Annotated in this window: 22 protein-coding genes; 9 read left to right on the top strand and 13 right to left on the bottom strand. The window is 70.8% G+C overall.

The window, feature by feature from the left end; genetic code table 11:
* The 4 genes from Q0M60_RS14340 to Q0M60_RS14325 all read right to left on the bottom strand — a co-directional run.
* Positions 1-117, bottom strand: a 117-nt coding sequence (locus Q0M60_RS14340; RefSeq protein ID WP_296820796.1) for a DUF1178 family protein, incomplete at its 3' end; no start/stop codon positions are given.
* Positions 114-947: a carbon-nitrogen hydrolase family protein gene (locus tag Q0M60_RS14335; RefSeq protein WP_296820791.1), complete on the bottom strand. Its 834-nt coding sequence runs from the start codon at positions 945-947 to the stop codon at positions 114-116. The genes Q0M60_RS14340 and Q0M60_RS14335, both read right to left, overlap by 4 nt.
* Entirely contained in the window at positions 947-1,201 is a 255-nt protein-coding gene (gene grxC / locus Q0M60_RS14330; protein WP_296820790.1) for a glutaredoxin 3, read from the bottom strand. Before grxC ends, Q0M60_RS14335 begins: the two co-directional genes overlap by 1 nt.
* A 44-nt stretch (positions 1,202-1,245) precedes the next feature.
* A complete protein-coding gene (locus Q0M60_RS14325; RefSeq protein WP_296820787.1) occupies positions 1,246-2,025 on the bottom strand; it encodes a ComF family protein in 780 nt (259 codons plus the stop codon).
* Here Q0M60_RS14325 and Q0M60_RS14320 point away from each other — a divergent pair.
* Positions 2,024-2,914 carry a methyltransferase domain-containing protein gene (locus tag Q0M60_RS14320; RefSeq protein ID WP_296820785.1) on the top strand — a complete coding sequence of 297 codons (891 nt, stop codon included), beginning with the start codon at positions 2,024-2,026 and terminating at the stop codon, positions 2,912-2,914. The two genes, Q0M60_RS14325 and Q0M60_RS14320, sit on opposite strands and share 2 nt — an antisense overlap.
* On the opposite strand, the gene ubiB is transcribed toward Q0M60_RS14320, so the two are convergent.
* The 7 genes from ubiB to Q0M60_RS14285 are packed head-to-tail and all read right to left on the bottom strand — an operon-like array spanning position 2,911 to position 8,764.
* Positions 2,911-4,419, bottom strand: coding sequence for a 2-polyprenylphenol 6-hydroxylase (ubiB, locus tag Q0M60_RS14315; protein ID WP_296820782.1), 1,509 nt, complete (start codon positions 4,417-4,419; stop codon positions 2,911-2,913). The two genes, Q0M60_RS14320 and ubiB, sit on opposite strands and share 4 nt — an antisense overlap.
* A 3-nt stretch (positions 4,420-4,422) precedes the next feature.
* On the bottom strand, positions 4,423-5,187 hold the full coding sequence (locus Q0M60_RS14310; protein WP_296820779.1) for a class I SAM-dependent methyltransferase: 765 nt from the start codon (positions 5,185-5,187) through the stop codon (positions 4,423-4,425).
* A gap of 22 nt (positions 5,188-5,209) precedes the next feature.
* Entirely contained in the window at positions 5,210-6,055 is an 846-nt protein-coding gene (locus Q0M60_RS14305) for a DUF3298 and DUF4163 domain-containing protein (RefSeq protein ID WP_296820777.1), read from the bottom strand.
* 2 nt (positions 6,056-6,057) lie between these two features.
* Complete coding sequence (locus Q0M60_RS14300) at positions 6,058-7,092, bottom strand: UbiA family prenyltransferase (protein WP_296820775.1); 1,035 nt, start codon at positions 7,090-7,092, stop codon at positions 6,058-6,060.
* Between the two features lie 14 nt (positions 7,093-7,106).
* On the bottom strand, positions 7,107-7,319 hold the full coding sequence (locus tag Q0M60_RS14295) for a type II toxin-antitoxin system HicA family toxin (protein WP_296820773.1): 213 nt from the start codon (positions 7,317-7,319) through the stop codon (positions 7,107-7,109).
* Positions 7,316-7,510, bottom strand: coding sequence for a type II toxin-antitoxin system HicB family antitoxin (locus Q0M60_RS14290; RefSeq protein ID WP_296820772.1), 195 nt, complete (start codon positions 7,508-7,510; stop codon positions 7,316-7,318). The genes Q0M60_RS14295 and Q0M60_RS14290 overlap by 4 nt, the downstream gene beginning before the upstream one ends.
* Before the next feature lie 45 nt (positions 7,511-7,555).
* Entirely contained in the window at positions 7,556-8,764 is a 1,209-nt protein-coding gene (locus tag Q0M60_RS14285) for a winged helix-turn-helix domain-containing protein (protein WP_296820770.1), read from the bottom strand.
* A gap of 73 nt (positions 8,765-8,837) precedes the next feature.
* Here Q0M60_RS14285 and Q0M60_RS14280 point away from each other — a divergent pair, with 73 nt between their 5' ends.
* Together Q0M60_RS14280 and Q0M60_RS14275 are read left to right on the top strand one after the other, a co-directional pair.
* Positions 8,838-9,557 (top strand): 16S rRNA (uracil(1498)-N(3))-methyltransferase, encoded by a 720-nt coding sequence (locus tag Q0M60_RS14280; protein WP_296820768.1) that lies wholly within the window; start codon positions 8,838-8,840, stop codon positions 9,555-9,557.
* 55 nt (positions 9,558-9,612) lie between these two features.
* A complete protein-coding gene (locus tag Q0M60_RS14275; protein ID WP_296820766.1) occupies positions 9,613-10,971 on the top strand; it encodes a glutamate--cysteine ligase in 1,359 nt (452 codons plus the stop codon).
* 5 nt (positions 10,972-10,976) lie between these two features.
* Here Q0M60_RS14275 and Q0M60_RS14270 read toward each other — a convergent pair whose 3' ends face one another.
* Positions 10,977-11,216, bottom strand: coding sequence for a hypothetical protein (locus Q0M60_RS14270; RefSeq protein ID WP_296820765.1), 240 nt, complete (start codon positions 11,214-11,216; stop codon positions 10,977-10,979).
* On the bottom strand, positions 11,213-11,599 hold the full coding sequence (locus tag Q0M60_RS14265; RefSeq protein ID WP_296820763.1) for a GFA family protein: 387 nt from the start codon (positions 11,597-11,599) through the stop codon (positions 11,213-11,215). Before Q0M60_RS14265 ends, Q0M60_RS14270 begins: the two co-directional genes overlap by 4 nt.
* An 84-nt stretch (positions 11,600-11,683) precedes the next feature.
* Between Q0M60_RS14265 and Q0M60_RS14260 the strand changes: the two genes are divergently transcribed.
* The 6 genes from Q0M60_RS14260 to Q0M60_RS14235 all read left to right on the top strand — a co-directional run.
* Positions 11,684-11,944, top strand: a complete 261-nt coding sequence (locus tag Q0M60_RS14260) for a type II toxin-antitoxin system ParD family antitoxin (protein WP_296820762.1) — start codon at positions 11,684-11,686, stop codon at positions 11,942-11,944.
* Positions 11,945-11,998: 54 nt separating this feature from the next.
* Positions 11,999-12,262, top strand: a complete 264-nt coding sequence (locus tag Q0M60_RS14255; protein ID WP_366856014.1) for a type II toxin-antitoxin system RelE/ParE family toxin — start codon at positions 11,999-12,001, stop codon at positions 12,260-12,262.
* Entirely contained in the window at positions 12,259-13,008 is a 750-nt protein-coding gene (locus Q0M60_RS14250; protein ID WP_296820760.1) for a DUF72 domain-containing protein, read from the top strand. The genes Q0M60_RS14255 and Q0M60_RS14250 overlap by 4 nt, the downstream gene beginning before the upstream one ends.
* A gap of 66 nt (positions 13,009-13,074) precedes the next feature.
* Entirely contained in the window at positions 13,075-14,136 is a 1,062-nt protein-coding gene (locus tag Q0M60_RS14245) for an NAD(P)-dependent alcohol dehydrogenase (protein WP_296820757.1), read from the top strand.
* Positions 14,137-14,297: 161 nt separating this feature from the next.
* Positions 14,298-15,722 carry a hypothetical protein gene (locus Q0M60_RS14240; protein WP_296820755.1) on the top strand — a complete coding sequence of 475 codons (1,425 nt, stop codon included), beginning with the start codon at positions 14,298-14,300 and terminating at the stop codon, positions 15,720-15,722.
* Positions 15,723-15,821: 99 nt separating this feature from the next.
* A partial coding sequence (locus Q0M60_RS14235; RefSeq protein WP_296820753.1) for an adenosylhomocysteinase occupies positions 15,822-16,740 on the top strand: 919 nt, incomplete at its 3' end.

Genomic DNA, 16,740 nt, shown 5'->3' with positions numbered 1-16,740 from the left:
GGCGCAGAAGGGGCATTCGACCAAGCCGCGCGCCGCCTGGTCGTCATAGTCGCCGGACGAGCCGAACCAGGCCTCGAACGGATGGTCGTGCTCGCAGGTCAGGGCGTAGCGGATCATGGCCCGGCGAACTCCCGCTCGTGGGCCAGCTGGGGAATGGCGGCGCGGGCCCGGTCGACGGCGGACAGATCGAGGTCGGCGAACAGCACGCCCGGCTCGTCGTGGTCGAGCACGGCCAGGACCTCGCCCCACGGCCCGACGACCATGGACCGGCCCCAGGTGCGGCGCCCGTCCTCGTGGCTTCCGCCCTGGGCGGGCGCGAGGATGAAGCAGCCGGTCTCGATGGCGCGGGCGCGCAGCAGCACCTCCCAGTGGGCCTCGCCGGTCGGGCGGGTGAAGGCGGCGGGCACGGCGATCATCCGCGCCCCGCCGCGCGCCAGCGCCCGGAAGAGCCCCGGAAAGCGCAGGTCGTAGCAGACGGTCAGGCCGAACCCGCCCCAGGGTGTCTCGGCGACCACGGCCACGTCGCCCGGGCGGACGCCCGCGGACTCGCGGTGTCGCTCGCCGGTCGGCAGGTCGACGTCGAAGACGTGCAGCTTGTCGTAGGCCGCGGCCACCTCGCCCTGGGGGTTGATCAACATGGACCGGTTGGCCGCGCGCGGATCATCGCCGCGTCCCGAGGCCACGATGGCCGACCCCAGCAGCAGCCAGACGCCGCGCTCGGCGGCGAGCGCCTTCAGCCGGGCCACGACCGGATCCGAGGCGTCGTCCCCGAGGAGCGCCGCCTTCTTAGCGGGATCGCGCTCCATGAAGTTGGTAGCCTCGGGCGTGAGGATCAGCTGCGCGCCGCCGTCCGCCGCCTGGAGGACCAGGGGCTCGAGCTCGACCAGCGCGCGGCCCGGCTCGGCCGGCGTGCGGGTCTGGAACCGGGCGACGCGCAGATGGTCCATCAGGCCGCCAGCAGTTCGTCCACCTTGCCCGCGCGCTCGAGCTCGTGGAGGTCGTCGCAGCCGCCGACGTGGCGGTCGCCGATGAAGATCTGCGGATAGGTCATGCGGCCCGAGCGCTGGCGCATCTCCTCGCGCTTCTCGGGATCGATGGAGGCGACGATCTCCTCGTAGTCGACGCCCTTCCTCTGCAGCAGCGCCTCGGCGCGCGAGCAATAGGGGCAGAACGGCTTGGTGTAGATGACGACCTTGGGCACGGGGGAGGAACTCCGGAAAGTCACTTGGGGCCCTAGATAATGCGTCAGTCGCGAGAACGCACCCGGGCCACCACGGCCACGTCCACGGCCCGGGCGCCGGCCGCCAGCAGGGCGCGCGCGCAGGCGTCGGCGGTGGCGCCGGTGGTCAGCACGTCATCGACCAGAAGGATGCGCCGACCCTTGACCTCCTTCGCGCGGGCGGGCGGCACGGCGAAGGCGCCCTTGACGTTCAGCCGCCGGCCGCGGCCCGACTTGCCGCCCTGGCTGGCCGTGGCGCGCGACCGGACCAGGGCGTCGGGCAGATAGGCGAGGCCCGCCGTGCGGGCCAGCGGCCGGGCGATCTCGGCGGCCTGATTGGCGCGACGGGTCAGCAGCCGCACCGGATGCAGCGGCACGGGCGCGACCGCATCGGCCTCTTCCAGCAGGGGCGCGGCGGCCCGCTGCAGCCAGCGCACGAACAGGGGCGCATGCTCCAGCCGGTCGGCGTGCTTGAAGGCCAGGATCAGGTCGCGCGAGCCCTCGTCATAGACGCAGGCCGCCCGCGCCCGGGCGAAGACATGCGGCTTCGTCTGGCACGTCAGGCAGCGTTCGTCGCCCAGCGGGCCCGGGTCGTAGTCGAAGCCCGCGCCGCAGCCGTCGCAGACCGGATCCTCCAGGAAGGTCACCCTGGACCAGCCGGCCTCCGACAGGCCAGACGCCAGCGGCCGGGCCCCGCCGTCCAGCGTCACCGGCGGCATGACCACGTCGAGCAGGCCGCGCGTGAAGCCGCGAACGCGCGGGCCGGGTTTCAATCGGTCGAGCCAGCCGCCATCTTGGTCCGGCATGAGCGCCCCTCCCCGCCTTTTCGACCGAACCCTGCGCCGCCGCCGCCTGGAGCGCGCGGTCCGAATCGGCCTGGCCGACTTCCTCAAACGCCGCGCCGCCGAGAGCGCGGTCCAGTCCCTGCTGGCGATCATGCGGCCTTTCCCGCTGGGCGTCGACCTGTCGGGATCCGGAGACCTGCTGGTTCAGGCGCTTGCGGGCGAAGGCGCGGGCGAACGGGTCGGGCGGCTGATCCGCGCCGATGCGGTGCGCTCTTCGGGCGCCGAGCTGGTGCTGGACGAGGAGGCCCTGCCTTTCGCGGACGAGAGCCTGGACCTCGCGGTGTCGCTGCTTTCGCTCCAGTGGACCAACGACCTGCCCGGCGCCCTGACCCAGATCCGGCGCGCCCTGAAGCCCGATGGCCTATTCCTGGGGGCCCTGTTCGGCGGGACGACCCTGAACGAGCTGCGCTGGGCCCTGACCCAGGCGGAGGTTGAGGTCACGGGCGGCGCCGGGCCGCGGATCTCACCCTTCGCCGACGCCTTCGACGGGGCGGCGCTGCTGCAACGAGCCGGCTTCGCCCTTCCGGTCAGCGACCTGGACCGGGTGACGGTCCGCTACGCCGATCCCTTCCGCCTGATCGCCGACCTGCGCGCCATGGGGGAGACGGGCCTGCTGACCGAGCGGCCGCGGCCTCTGACGCGCGAGGTGCTCGGGCGCATGGTGGAACTCTACGCCGAACGGTTCGCGGGGCCGGACGGCCGCATTCCGGCGACCTTCGACATCATCAGCCTGACCGGCTGGGCGCCCCATCCGGACCAGCAGAAGCCGCTCAGGCCTGGCTCGGCCAAGATGCGCCTGGCCGATGCGCTGGGCGTGAAGGAACAGGGGGCCGGCGAGACGCCCGTCTAGCCGCCCGCGACGACGAGGGCCGCTACGGCCAGCACGACGGCCGCCAGTGCCAAGACGACGGTCGCGCCGTCGCGGCGAGGTTCGGCTTCGATGACCACCGGCGGCTGCGGCGGCGTCTCGACCAGGCGGATGACGCCCTTCACCGCGCGCTTGAGCTCGGAGAGGCCGTCGCGGACCTGGGCCTTTGGACCCAGCTCCTCGCGGATCCAGCGCTCGACCACCGGGCGGGCCGCGTTCCACAGGTCGTGATCGGGCTCCAGCCGGCGGGCGACGCCCTCGACCGTGACCATGGTCTTCTGGAGCAAAACCAGTTCGGGCCGCAGGCGCATGTCGAACAGGGCGGTGATCTCGAACAGCTGGGCGAGCAGTCGTCCCATGGAGACCTGACTGGCCGATCGGCCGACCACCGGCTCTCCGACGGCTCGTAAAGCCTGGGCGAAGGTCTCGACCGAATGGTCCGGCGGCACATAACCGGCCTCGAAGTGGACCTGGGCGATGCGGGCGTAGTCGCGGGTGATGAAGCCCCAGAGGATTTCGGCGAGGTAGCGTCGCTCGCCCGGGCCCAGCCGGCCGACGATGCCGAAGTCGACCGCCGTCAGCCGATCAGGCGCGGCCACGAACAGGTTGCCCTCGTGCAGGTCGGCGTGGAAGGCGCCGTGGTCCAGCGCCTGGCTAAGGAAGGCCCGCACCACCTTGTCGGCGAGCGACGCGCGGTCGAGCCCCGGCTGGTCCAGCGCCTCGGGCGAGCTGAGCGGCATGCCCTCCGCCCAGGTTAGGGTGAGCACCCGCTTGCCGACGCCGTCCCAGACCACCTCGGGCGCGGCCATGTAGTCGGACCGGGCCATGATCTCGCCGAGCTCCGAAGCGGCGGCGGCCTCCAGCCGCATGTCGAGCTCGAGCCTCAGCGCCTTGGCGACGGTGACCACGAACAGTCGCGGCTCCAGCCGGCGCGCGGGCGGGATGGCGCCCTCAACCAGTTCGGCGGCGGCCAGCATTGTGTCGATGTCGGCGGCGACTCGGCGCTCGATCCCCGGGCGCAGCACCTTGACCGCCACGCGGCGGCCGTCGGTCAGAGTGGCGGGGTGCGCCTGTGCCAGGGAGGCGGCGGCGACTGGCTCTTCGAAAATCGAGAACAGGCTTTCGACCGGGAAGCCCAGCGAACGGGCGATCTCGGCGCGGGCCTGGTTGGTGGGGAAGGGCGGCAGGCGGTCCTTCAGGCGGCTGAGGTCCTCGGCGAAGACGGTCCCGAAGACGTCGGCGCGGGTCGACAGCACCTGGCCGAGCTTGATGGCCACCGGACCCAGCCGCTCCAGCGCGCGTCCCAAGCGCTCTCCGGGCCGTCCCGCGCGGGCCTGGGCCCCCGAGAACAGGCGAAGGAATCCGGCCAGGGCCCGGCCCCACCAGGGCAGCAGGTGCTGGATCTCGCGCGGGACCAGCGCGTCGTGCCGGACCAGCACCCAGCCGACCCCGATCAGCCGCAGATAGGAGCTTGGCCTGGACGCCATGCGCTAGACGGCCCAGCCGTGGTGCAAGGCCGCGACCCCGCCGGAATAGTTGGTGAAGCCGACGCGCGAGAAGCCCGCTTCGGCGATCATGGCGGCGAAGGCCTTCTGGTCCGGGAAGCGGCGGATGCTCTCGACCAGATACTGGTAGCTGTCGCGGTCGCCGGTCACCGCCTTGCCGATGCTCGGGATCGCCTTGAACGACCAGGCGTCATAGGCGGCCCGCACGGCCGATGCGGTGGGGCGCGAGAACTCCAGGCACAGGAACCGGCCGCCGGGCTTGAGCACGCGGCGCGCCTCCTTCAGGGCGGTCGGCACATGCGCCACGTTGCGGATGCCGAAGGAGATCACATAGGCGTCGGCGCAGGCGTCCGGCAGCGGCAGGCTCTGGGCGTCGCCGACGGCCCAGCTCATCTCGGGCTCGGAGCCCTTGCGCACCCCGGCCGCGATCATCTCGGCGTTGTAGTCGATGACGTGGACCGAGGCGTCCGGGCCGCCCCGGCGCTGCAGGGCGCGGCGGGCCATCCTGGAGAAGCGCCGGGCCATGTCCCCGGTGCCGCCGGCGATGTCGAGGATGACCTCGCCCGGCTGGGGGTTCAGCCGGTTGGCCGCCATGTCCTTCCACAGCCGGTGCACGCCGCCGGACATGAGGTCGTTCATCAGGTCGTAGCGGTCGGCCACGCTGTCGAAGACCCCACGCACCAGGCGCACCTTCTCGCGCGCGTCGACGTCGCGGAATCCGAAGGTCGAGGTGTCGGTCGGGCCGGTCATGGCGCGAGGCTTTAGCCCCTTCTCAGGACGGGGTCACGGGCTCGCGCGGGGTCACGTCGCCGACGCGGGCCGGCGCGCCGGCGAACTCGTCGGCGTAGGCGGGCGCCAGCAGGGCGCGGAAGGCCGACTGGGGCACCACGATCTGATAGGTCCCCTCGGCGTAGGGCCCGACGTCATAGGGATTGATCAGGAACTCCAGTCCGCCCGCCTTGCCGGCCGTGGCCGACGGCGCGAGCGCGAAGATCGTCTCCATGGCGCGCGGGCAGGACCACATCTGATCCTCGCCGCCGCCGAGCGTCAGGTTTGAGGGCTCGCCCGTGCGGGCGGCGCGGGCGGCGTTGACGGCGTCGCACAGGGCCCGGTCCAGCACCGCCATGTCGGCGCCACGCCGGAACAGGGCCGAGGCCTCGATGCGGCGATCCAGAGCCTTGTCCCACAGCAGGGCGGTGAAGGTGGTCATGCCGTGGGCGCCGCCCGTGTATTCCGAGGTCTGGGCGGCCAGGCTGAACAGCTTGCCGGTCTCGGCGGCCACACGCCAGTCGACGGTGCGATTGTAGGGCGGCAGGCCCTGGTCGCCACCGTATTCGGTTCGGTCCGCCTGGGCGCCGTCGAGGAACTCCCGAAGGTTGGCGACCGCATCGCCGTAGAGGCTGGCGTGCAGGTCGCGATACCGGGCGATCCCCTGCGGCAGGGTCAGGCTGACCTCGGCGTACTCCGTGTCGCGCGCATAGGTCAGGGGCGCGGCCTGGTCGGCGGGCGTGACCTCGGCCTTGGGCTGGGCCTCGGGCGCGGACGGCGGGGCCTCCTCGCGGCGCTGGCAGGCGGCGAGCGTCAGGACGGCGCAGGCGGCGAGAAGGGCGGCTCTCATGGTCAGCTCCATGGATGGACGGCTCCGAGCGCGATGGCGGCCAGAAGGATCAGACCAGCCTCGCGGTTCGACTTGAACAGGGCAAGGGCCAGCGCCGGGCCATCGGGCCGCAGCCGCGAGACCTGCCAGGCGAGATGGGCGGCGTAGGCGAGCAGGCCGAGGACGAACACGGGGCCGAGGCTCGCGGACGCCCCCGCGATGGCCGCCATCAGCACTGCCAAGCCGTAAAAGACCGTCACGCCCGTCTTCACGCCGCGCCCGAGCCGACGGGCCGAGGACTTCACCCCGACCATGGCGTCGTCCTCGATATCCTGCAGGGCGTAGATGGTGTCGTAGCCGAGCGTCCAGAACACCCCGCCGAGGTAGAGGAGGAGGGCCGGCAGATAGACCCCGGCGTGCAGGGCCACCGTCCCCGTGGCCGCGGGCGCGTCCCACCAGAAGGGCCGATACTCGGCCCTCAGCTCCGGCGGCAGGAGCACGGCGGCCGCCAACGGCAGGGCCGCCGCGAAGCCCATCAGCGCGCCCCAGTTGAACGTGAGTCCCAGCCAGGCCTGGGGCCACCAGGTGATGCGCTTCATGAAGGGATAGGCCGCGACCAGGGCCAGCGAGGCCACCCCCAGCCAGATGGCGGCGACCGGCAGGGTCAGCAGGATCGCCAGGCTGATCAGGCAGCAGGCGGCTATGAAGGCCAGGGCCTGTTTCACGGAGATCCGGCCCGACGCCACTGGCCGGTCCGCGGTGCGGGCGACCCTCCGGTCGATGTCGCGGTCGACCACGTCGTTGAAGGCGCAGCCGGCCGCGCGCATCAGCACCGCGCCGAGCGCGAAGGCCGTGACCAGCCACAGTTCGTACGGGCCAGGCGCCTTGCGGTACTGGGCCAGGGCCAGGGCGATTCCCTGCCAGCAGGGGATGAGCAGCAGCCAGATGCCGATCGGGCGGTCGAAGCGGCCGAGCTTCAGCCACGGCTTCAGCGCCTCGGGCGCATGCCGGTCGACCCAGTTCAGCGGGCGCGCGTCGGGAAGCGGGGCGGACTCCATGACGAGCGACTACCTCAAAGGTCGCGCGGCGTCAGGCCGGTGTGCTTGGCGACCCTGGCCAGCATGCGGGGACCGATCTCCTCGGCGTCGTGAAAGGCGAAGACGTAATCGGGCCAGCCCTGCCGCTCCAGCACTCGGTGCGAGCCCGTCCGCCGCTTCTCGCTCCAGCCGATCGCTTCGAGGGCGGCGAGAAGCCGCCGCGCCCGCACCGATGGCCAGACGCTCAAGCCGCGAACAGCCGATCGACTTCCGGCGCCCGCTCGCCGTGCTCAAGGCGATCGGCGAGCACGCGCAGGACCAGGGCCTCGACCTTGCGGACAGCCTCGTCGCGGGTGGCGCCGTAGGCCATCACGCCGGGAAGATCACCCGCCTCGGCGAGCCAGCGACCATCGTCTTCCTGTTCGATCTCCAGCTTCACGCCCGATCTCCTTCGTGAGCAGCCGACGCCTGATCGGCATGGGAGTCAAGAGCGGCCCAGCTCGGCCTTGAGCGCGCGGTCCAGCCCACCCGAGCTGCGCACGGCTACATCCGACAGGCCCAGCCAGGCCGCCATCTCGCGCAGGTTGGCCGCGAGGACCGGGGCGACCGCCTCGGGCCGGGCGTGGTCCTCGGTGTGGCTGGCCTGGACGCGCAGCACGCCCGCCTGACGGTCGGCCTTGAGGTCGACGCGCGCGGTCAGCCGCTCGTCCTGCAGGAAGGGCAGGACGTAGTAGCCGAACAGCCGCTTCTCGGCCGGGACGTAGATTTCGATCCGGTACCGGAAGCCGAACAGCCGCTCGGCCCGCTCGCGCCGCCAAACCAGGGAGTCGAAGGGCGACAGCAGGGCGCTGGCCGCGACCTTGCGCGGCTTCGGGGCATCCGCATGGCGCCAGGCCGGGCGTCCCCAGCCCTTCACCTCGACCGGGATCAGCACACCTTCTTCGGTCAATTCGGCGATCCGAGCGCGCGTCTCGGCGGGGTCCATGCGGAAGTAGTCGCGCAGGTCCGTCTCGGTCGCCACGCCCATGGCGCGGGCCGCGATGGCGACGAGGCCGCGCTGGGCCTCCTCCACCGACGGCGTCGGCAGTCCGACCACCGAAGACGGCAGGGCGCGCTCGGGCAGGTCGTAGAGCCGCTCGAAGCCCCTGCGCGTCTTGGTGGTGACCAGGCCGGCCCAGAACAGCCACTCCAGCGCCCGCTTGGAGTCCGACCAGCCCCACCAGCCGCCGGCGCCCTTCTCGCCGGCCTCCAGCTCGCCCGCGGACATCGGGCCGCGCCGGGCGATCTCGTCCAGGACGTGCTCGACGAAGGCCCGCTTCTCCCGCCCGAACCGGGCCAGTCCCGAATAGATGCCGACCCCGGCCTCGGCGCGCGCCATGCGCCAGCGGAACAGGGGATGCAGCTCCAGCGGGATCAGCGAGGCCTCGTGGCCCCAGTATTCGAACAGCCGCTTGCGGGGGCCCCAGGCCAAGCCTTCGAGGTCGGCCTGGCCGTAGGCGCCCAGCCGCGCGAAGGGCGGCAGATAGTGAGAGCGCGCCAGCACGTTCACCGAGTCGATCTGGAACAGCCCGACCCGGTCGAACACCCGCATCAGGTGGGACCGGCCCGGCGCGGCCGGGCGCCGGTCGCCGAAGCCCTGCGCCAAGAGCGCGATGCGGCGGGCCTGAAGCGTGGTGAGGGTTTCTGCGGCCATGCTTCCTTGTAGCGGGCGGCGCGCATCTGTCTTCCCGGTTTTCGCCACGGCTCGGTTGGCGCTATCTGGGGCGATGATCCGCCTGTTTCTCGATCAGCCGCTGTCGGGCGGCGCGCGCCTGGAGCCGTCGCCCGATCAGGCCCGGTACCTCACCGGCGTGATGCGCCAGGGCGTCGGCGACGAGGTGCTGATGTTCAACGGTCGCGACGGCGAATGGCGGGCGCGGCTGGCCGAAGTCTCCAAGCGTGGCTGCGTGCTGGAGGCCGTGGAGCAGACGCGGAAGCAGGCCGGCACGCCGGACCTGGAGCTGGTCGTGGCCCTGGTGAAGCGGGCGCGGCTGGAGACCATCGTAGAGAAGGCGGCCGAGCTCGGTTGCCGCCGCGTGCGGCTGGCGATCACGCGGCGGACGCAGGCCGATCACACCCGCGTGGACCGGCTGCAAACCATCGCGATCGAGGCCTCGGAGCAGACCGGCCGGCTGGACGTGCCTGATATCGTCGCGCCCGAGAAGCTCGACCGCATCCTCGACGCCTGGCCCGAGGGGCGGCGCCTGATGTTCTGCGACGAGGGCGGCGATGTGCGGCCGGCGCTGGAGGCTCTGCCGCGGGAGGCCGCCGCCTGGTCTGTCCTGATCGGTCCGGAAGGCGGCTTCGCGCCCGAGGAGCGCGAGCGGCTGAGGGGCCTGGATTTCGTGACGCCCGTGGGGCTGGGCCCGCGCATCCTGAGGGCCGACACCGCCGCCATCTCGGCCCTGACGCTATGGCAGGCCGCGCTCGGCGACTGGGCCCCTTGAGTCCGCGCCCGGCTTCTCCCATCTACCCGCCGGGCTGGAGAGGATGACGACGCCGATGGCCGACACCGGAGCCGGGGAGCGTCCCCTCACGATCGAAGACCTGACCGCCGTGCTGGCCAAGGGCTGCAAGCCCAAGGACCAGTGGCGCATCGGGGCCGAGCACGAGAAGTTCGGCTTCGTGAAGGCCGACCTGCGCCGTCCCTCCTACGACGAGCCGGCCGGCATCCATGCCATGCTGACGGGCCTGCAGCGCTTCGGCTGGTCGCCGGTCGAGGAGGGCGGAAACCTGATCGCGCTCGAACGCGGCGGCGCCTCGGTCAGCCTTGAGCCCGGCGGCCAGTTCGAACTGTCCGGCGCGCCGCTCCAGGACCTGCACCAGATCTGCGACGAGACCGGCCGGCACCTCATGGAGGTCAAGACGGTCGCCGACGAGCTGGGCCTGGGCTTCCTCGGCGTCGGCTTCGACCCGCTGTGGTCCCGCGCCGACATCCCGGTCATGCCCAAGGGCCGCTACGACATCATGCGGGCCTACATGCCCAAGGTCGGCTCCCTCGGCCTCGACATGATGCTGAGGACCTGCACCATCCAGGCGAACCTGGACTTCAGCTCCGAGGCCGACATGGTCCTGAAGTTCCGGACCTCGCTGGCGCTGCAGCCGATTGCGACCGCCCTGTTCGCGAACTCGCCCTTCACCGAAGGCCGGCCCAACGGTTTCCTGACCGCGCGGGCCAACGTCTGGACCGACACGGATCCGGACCGGACGGGCATGCTGGACTTCGTCTTCCAGGACGGGTTCGGCTTCGAGGCCTACGCCGACTATGCGCTCGACACGCCGATGTATTTCGTCAAGCGCGACGGCCGCTACATCGATGCGGCGGGCCAGTCGTTCCGCGACTTCCTCGAAGGCCGGCTGCCGGCCCTGCCGGGCGAGCTTCCCACGCTGAAGGACTGGGGCGATCACCTGACCACCCTGTTCCCCGAGGTCCGGCTCAAGACCTATCTGGAGATGCGGGGCGCCGACGGCGGGCCCTGGACGCGGATCTGCGCCCTGCCGGCGCTGTGGGCCGGCGTGCTCTATGACGAGGCCGCGCTCCACGCCGCCTGGGACCTGGTCAAGCACTGGGATGTCGAGGACCACGAACGCCTGCGCCGCGACGTGACCCGGCTGGGCCTGAAGGCCGAGGTCGCCGGCCGCAGCGTCCAGGACGTGGCGCGCGATCTGGTGGCGATCGCCCGGGAGGGCCTGAAGTCCCGCAACCGCCTGTCGGGCGGCATGGTGGACGAGCGCGGCCACCTGGCCGAGCTGGAGGAGATCGCCGACAGCGGGATCACCCCGGCCGAGCGGCTGCTGGAGCTCTACCACGGCCGCTGGGAGGGCGACGTCAGCCGCCTCTATGCGGAGTTTGCCTACTAGCGGCGCTAGAACAGGCCGCGCAGCAGGTACCAGACGATCAGCACGGCCACGATCGCCGCCCACAGCGCCAGCGGATGCGTCGCCCAGCGGGGCAAGGCGGGAATCTTCGTCGGCGGCCGGGCCGGCTTGGGCCGACGCAGCGGCACGACATTGTCCATGCCGCGATCCTCGAGATTCTTTCGACGCACGCGCTCATCCGCCTCGCGGCGGCGCTGACCCAGGCTTGTGGGCTTTCGGTCGGTCATGGCGGCGTCGGCTCCTGCGGCGCGTCCCCGGCGATCTCGTAGTAGTCGCCCTTGTCGGCGGTGAAGATATGCTTCTCCAGCCGCGTGCCGGTGGGACTTTCGAAGGCGCCCATGGCCACCGCGATGCGGCTGCGGCCCGGCACGTCCCAGAACAGCACCGAACCGCAGATCGCGCAGAAGCCGCGCCGCACCTTCTCCGACGACTGGAACCACCGGACCTGATCCTCGCCGGTCAGGCGGAAGCGCTCGCGCGGGACATCGGTCGAGGCCCAGACGTGGCCTGACCACCGCCGGCACTGCGAACAATGGCAGGCGTCCGGTCCCGGCAGGTCGCCCTCGACCTCGAAACCTACGGCGCCGCACAGGCACGATCCGCGATGCATAGGCTCCTCCTTGTCGGCCGACCCCTAACTCATGAGGGTCGAGGCGTCCTTGACAAAGATTGTCATACAGCTGACCCTCGCTCCATGGCCACGATGAACATTTCCCTGCCCGACCAGATGAAGAAGTGGGTCGAGGACCAGACCCGGGACGGCCGCTACGCCAACTCTTCCGACGTGGTGCGCGACCTGATCCGCCGCGAGCAGATCCGAGCCGAGAAGATCGCCAACATGCAGCGGCTGATCGACGAGGCCTATGCATCGGGGGTCAGCGAGAAGTCTCTGCACGAGATTTTTGCGGATATGCGGAAGGAAGCGATCTCTCGTGCCGGGTCTCGGGCCGCCTAAGTGGCGCGTCTGGTCGTTTCCGAGGCGGCGACGGCCGACATCCTCGGTATTTAGCTGTACGGGATCCTGACCTTCGGTCTCCAGGCGGCGGACCGCTATTCGGCTGGCCTGAAGGCCGCGATGGCCCGCCTGGCCGACTTTCCACGGCTCGCCCAGGAGCGCTCCGATCTGAGCAGGCCCGTGCGCGTGCTGCCCTATGGCTCGCACATCGTCGTCTATGCGACGGAGAACGACAGCGTGCACGTCTTGCGCATTCGCCACGCCAGCGAAGACTGGCATGGCGATCCAGTCGGCGAATCCTCCGGAGACCAACCATGACCCACCCCATCCGCGTCGGCGTCGGCGGCTGGACCTATGAGCCGTGGCGCGGGGTCTTCTATCCGCAGGGCCTGACCCAGAAGAAGGAGCTGGAGTTCGCCTCGCGCGCGCTCACCTCCATCGAGATCAACGGCACCTATTATTCCAGCTTCAAGCCCGACAGCTGGATGAAGTGGCGCGACGAGACGCCGGACGGCTTCGTCTTCTCGGTCAAGGCCAGCCGGTTCACCACCAATCGCAGGGTCCTGTCTGACGGCGCGGCCTCGATGGAGATCTTCCTGAACCAGGGCCTGACCCTGCTGGGTCCCAAGCTCGGGCCGATCAACTGGCAGTTCATGGCCACCAAGAAATTCGACGCCGAGGACTTCGAGGGCTTCCTGAAGCTGCTTCCCCGCGAGAAGGACGGGCTCAGACTCCGCCACGCGCTCGAGGTCCGCAACGCCAGCTTCGACTGCCAGGAGTTCTACGACCTCGCGGCCAAGTACGGCTGCGCCATCGTCTATGCCGAGGACGACGAGGCGCCGGAATGGCCGCGCATCGACCAGCCGACCGCGGACTTCACCTATGCGCGCCTGATGTCCAGCCGCGAGGACGAGCCCGCCGGAATGACCTCGGCTGAACTCGACGCCATCGCCGACCGCGCACGCCGCTGGGCGGAACGGGGGGACGTCTACGCCTACTTCATCTCGGGGGCGAAGGTGAGGAACCCCTCGGCCGCAGTCGCCCTGATCGAGCGGCTGAAGTAGGCTTTCCCTTGAGCCCGGCCGGGCGCATGCCTAGCTGAGCAGCTCGCTCCCTGGAGGCCTCCCCAAATGCCCATCGCCACCCGCGCCTACGCCGCGACCGCCGCCGATCAGCCGCTGTCGCCCTATCGCTTCGACCGGCGCGATCCGGGGCCGGACGACGTGGCCATCGAGATCAAGTTCGCGGGCATCTGCCACTCCGACCTTCACGTGGTGAAGAACGACCTGGGCTCGACACGCTATCCGATCGTGCCGGGCCACGAGATCGCGGGCGTGGTCACGGCCGTGGGGTCGAACGTCAGCCGCTTCAAGGTCGGCGACCGTGTCGGCGTCGGCTGCATGGTCGACAGCTGTCGCACCTGCCCGTCGTGCCGCGAGGGCGAGGAGCAGTACTGCGTCCCCGGAATGACCCAGACCTATGGGTCGAACGACCCCAAGGGCGCCGAGGTCGGCCAGGTCATCACCCAGGGCGGCTATTCCGACCGGATCGTGGTGGATCAGAACTATGTGCTGTCGATCCCCGACGCCCTGCCGCTCGACGCGGCCGCGCCGCTGCTGTGCGCCGGGATCACCACCTATTCGCCGCTTAGGCACTGGGGTGTCGGGCCGGGCAAGAAGGTGCTGGTCGTCGGCCTGGGCGGGCTCGGCCATATGGCCGTCAAGCTGGCCGCCGCCATGGGCGCCGAGGTCACGGTCCTGTCCACCTCGGACCGCAAGAAGGCCGACGCCGAGCGCATGGGCGCCAGGCATTTCCTCATCAACTCCGACGCCGCGGGCATGCGGGCGGCCGCCGAGAGCTTCGACCTGATCATCAACACCGTCTCGGCCACCAGCGAGATCGCCACCCACACCGGCCTGCTCGCCCGCGACGGGACCATGGTGATGCTCGGCCTGTCGACCGAGGGCATGCCGGTCTACGCCCTGTCGCTGCTTTGGCGGCGCCGGTCCATCGCCGGCTCGCTGATCGGCGGCATCCGCGAAACCCAGGAGATGCTGGATTTCTGCGCCGAGCACGGCATCGCTTGCGATATCGAGACCATCGCCCCGAGCCAGATCAACGAGGCCTATGAGCGGATGCTGAAGTCCGACGTCCGCTACCGCTTCGTCATCGACATGGCGCGCATGGACTGAGGCCTTACGGCAAAGCTCTGATCCGCCGCGACATTCCGGCGCCTGCCAAGCGGCGGCTCCCCGTGTAATCCTCCGCCTGATATCCCCGTCGGGAGGGGCGAGAGGTGTTCAGGGCAATCAGCCTGGCAGTGATGGCTGGAGCGTTCGCGATAGGTGCTGGCGTGGCGGGAACGCCGGCCGCCCAGACGCGGACTGAACCGTCGGTCGACTACGTCGTCACCCCGATCGTCGAAGCTTCAGGACTGCGCGGCGTCGAGATCAGCCTGGCCTTCGTGGGCGACCGCGACGGCCGCACCGAGGTGCGCCTGCCCGAGGCCTGGTCCGGCGCGGCGGGGCTCGGTCGTGACATCATCGACGTCCGGGCCGAGGGGGCGGAGGTGCGCCGTGACGGCGCGCGCCTGACCCTGCGCCACGCGCGCGGCGCGGATGTCCGCCTGTCCTATGTCGTCGCGCCGGACTGGATCGGGCCGCAGCGCGCCGGGATCGAGCGGCCTTACCGCCCGACCGTGACCGCCGACTGGTTCACCCTGGTGGGCTGGACGGTCTTCGCCCGGATCGAAGGGCGGGATGACGCGGCGGTTCGGTTCGGCTGGGGCGACGCGCCGGACGGCTGGGCGCTGGCGTCGGATCTGGATCACGCGGCCGGCGCCCGGATGAGCTTCCGCGACCTGGGCGACAGCGTCCTCGTCGGCGGGGCGGGAATGCGGGTGGTCTCCACGCCCGTCGCGGGCGGGCAGGCCCGCGTGGCCGTGCACGGCGACTGGCGCTTCTCTGCAGAAGAGCTGGCTGCGCGATACGCCTCGGTGGTGCAGAGCTCGTCGGACTTCTGGGGCGACGCCGGCCAGACCTATCTGCTGGCCCTGACGCCGCTCGATGGCCCGGCCGGCGCGGGCGTGCAGTCCGGCCTGGGACTGGGCGACGGCCTGGCGGTGTGGCTGACGCCGGATCAGGTCCTGGACGAGACCGACCACGTGATTGTCCACGAGCAGCAGCACGCCTGGCTGCCCGACCGGGTCGGCGGCCTGGCGCGCGGGCCGGCGGAGGCGATGGACTTCTGGTTCTCCGAGGGCTTCACCGACTTCTATGCGCTGAGGACCGAACTTCGGCTGGGACTGTCCACGCCCGAAGAGCACCTCGGCGAGCTGAACCGCATACTGGCCCGGCACGCCTCGACGCCGACGCGCGGGGTCGGCGGTGCGGTGCTGGCCCGCGCCTTCTTCAGCGACCGGCAGGCGGCCGGCGCGCCCTATGAGCGGGGCCTGCTGCTGGCGCTGATGTGGGACGCGCGGCTTCGCAACGCCTCGGGCGGGACGCGCGACCTCGATGACGCCATCCTCGCCATCCGAGAGGGCCGGGGCTCCGCGCCGGAGCGGCTCGTCCGCGCCTATCGGGACCTCGGCGGCGGCGAGCTGGAGCCGGAGCTGGAGGCCCACATCGGGCGCGGCGAGCTGATCCGCCTGCCGCCCGACCTGTTCGGCGACTGCGTGATCGTGGCCGAGGCCAGCGACGGCCAGAGGCTGTTGCCCGGCCCTGGCCTGTCCGGCGCGGGGCGCCAGGCCTGCGCCGACCGCCTTGCAGGGCTCTGAGACGGAACGGATATAAAGATATCCTTATATGATGGTTGCCCCTTGGCTCGGGGGCGGCTATAGGCGCGCGTCCCCATTTCGCGCCCTCAGGAGCCACTCGTGACCGATTACGTCGTCAAGGACATCTCGCTTTCCGGCTGGGGCGACAAGGAAATCGCCATCGCCGAGACCGAAATGCCCGGCCTGATGGCCGTGCGCGAGGAGTACGGCGCGGCCCAGCCGCTCAAGGGCGCGCGGATCGCCGGCTCGCTGCACATGACCATCCAGACGGCGGTGCTGATCCAGACGCTGGAAGCCCTGGGCGCCGAAGTCCGCTGGGCCTCGTGCAACATCTTCTCGACCCAGGACCACGCTGCGGCGGCCATCGCCGCTAAGGGCACGCCGGTCTTCGCGGTCAAGGGCGAGACGCTCTACGAGTACTGGGAGTACGCCCACCGCATCTTCGAATGGGCCGACGGCGGCTATCCGAACCTGATCCTCGACGACGGCGGCGACGCCACCCTGCTGTGCGTGCTGGGCCCCAAGGCCGAGCAGGACCCCTCGGTGCTGAACAACCCGCAGAACGAGGAAGAGGAAGCCCTCTTCGCCGTCATGAAGCGCTACCTCCAGGAGAAGCCTGGCTTCTACTCGGCCATCCGCGACGCCATCCAGGGCGTGTCGGAAGAGACCACCACCGGCGTGCACCGCCTCTATGAGATGGCGCGGAGGGGCGAGCTGCCGTTCCCGGCCATCAACGTCAACGACAGCGTCACCAAGTCCAAGTTCGACAACCTCTACGGCTGCCGCGAAAGCCTGGTCGACGCCATCCGCCGGGGAACCGACGTGATGCTGGCGGGCAAGGTCTCGGTGGTCCTAGGCTACGGCGACGTGGGCAAGGGCTCGGCCGCGTCGCTCCGCAATGGCGGCGCCCGCGTGATCGTCACCGAGATCGACCCGATCTGCGCCCTTCAGGCCGCCATGGAGGGCTATGAGGTCCAGACCATGGAAGACGTCGCCGACAAGGCCGACATCTTCTGCA

This window comes from Brevundimonas sp., assembly GCF_024711105.1.
GTDB lineage: Bacteria > Pseudomonadota > Alphaproteobacteria > Caulobacterales > Caulobacteraceae > Brevundimonas.
This window is presented reverse-complemented; position numbering and strand designations above follow the sequence as displayed.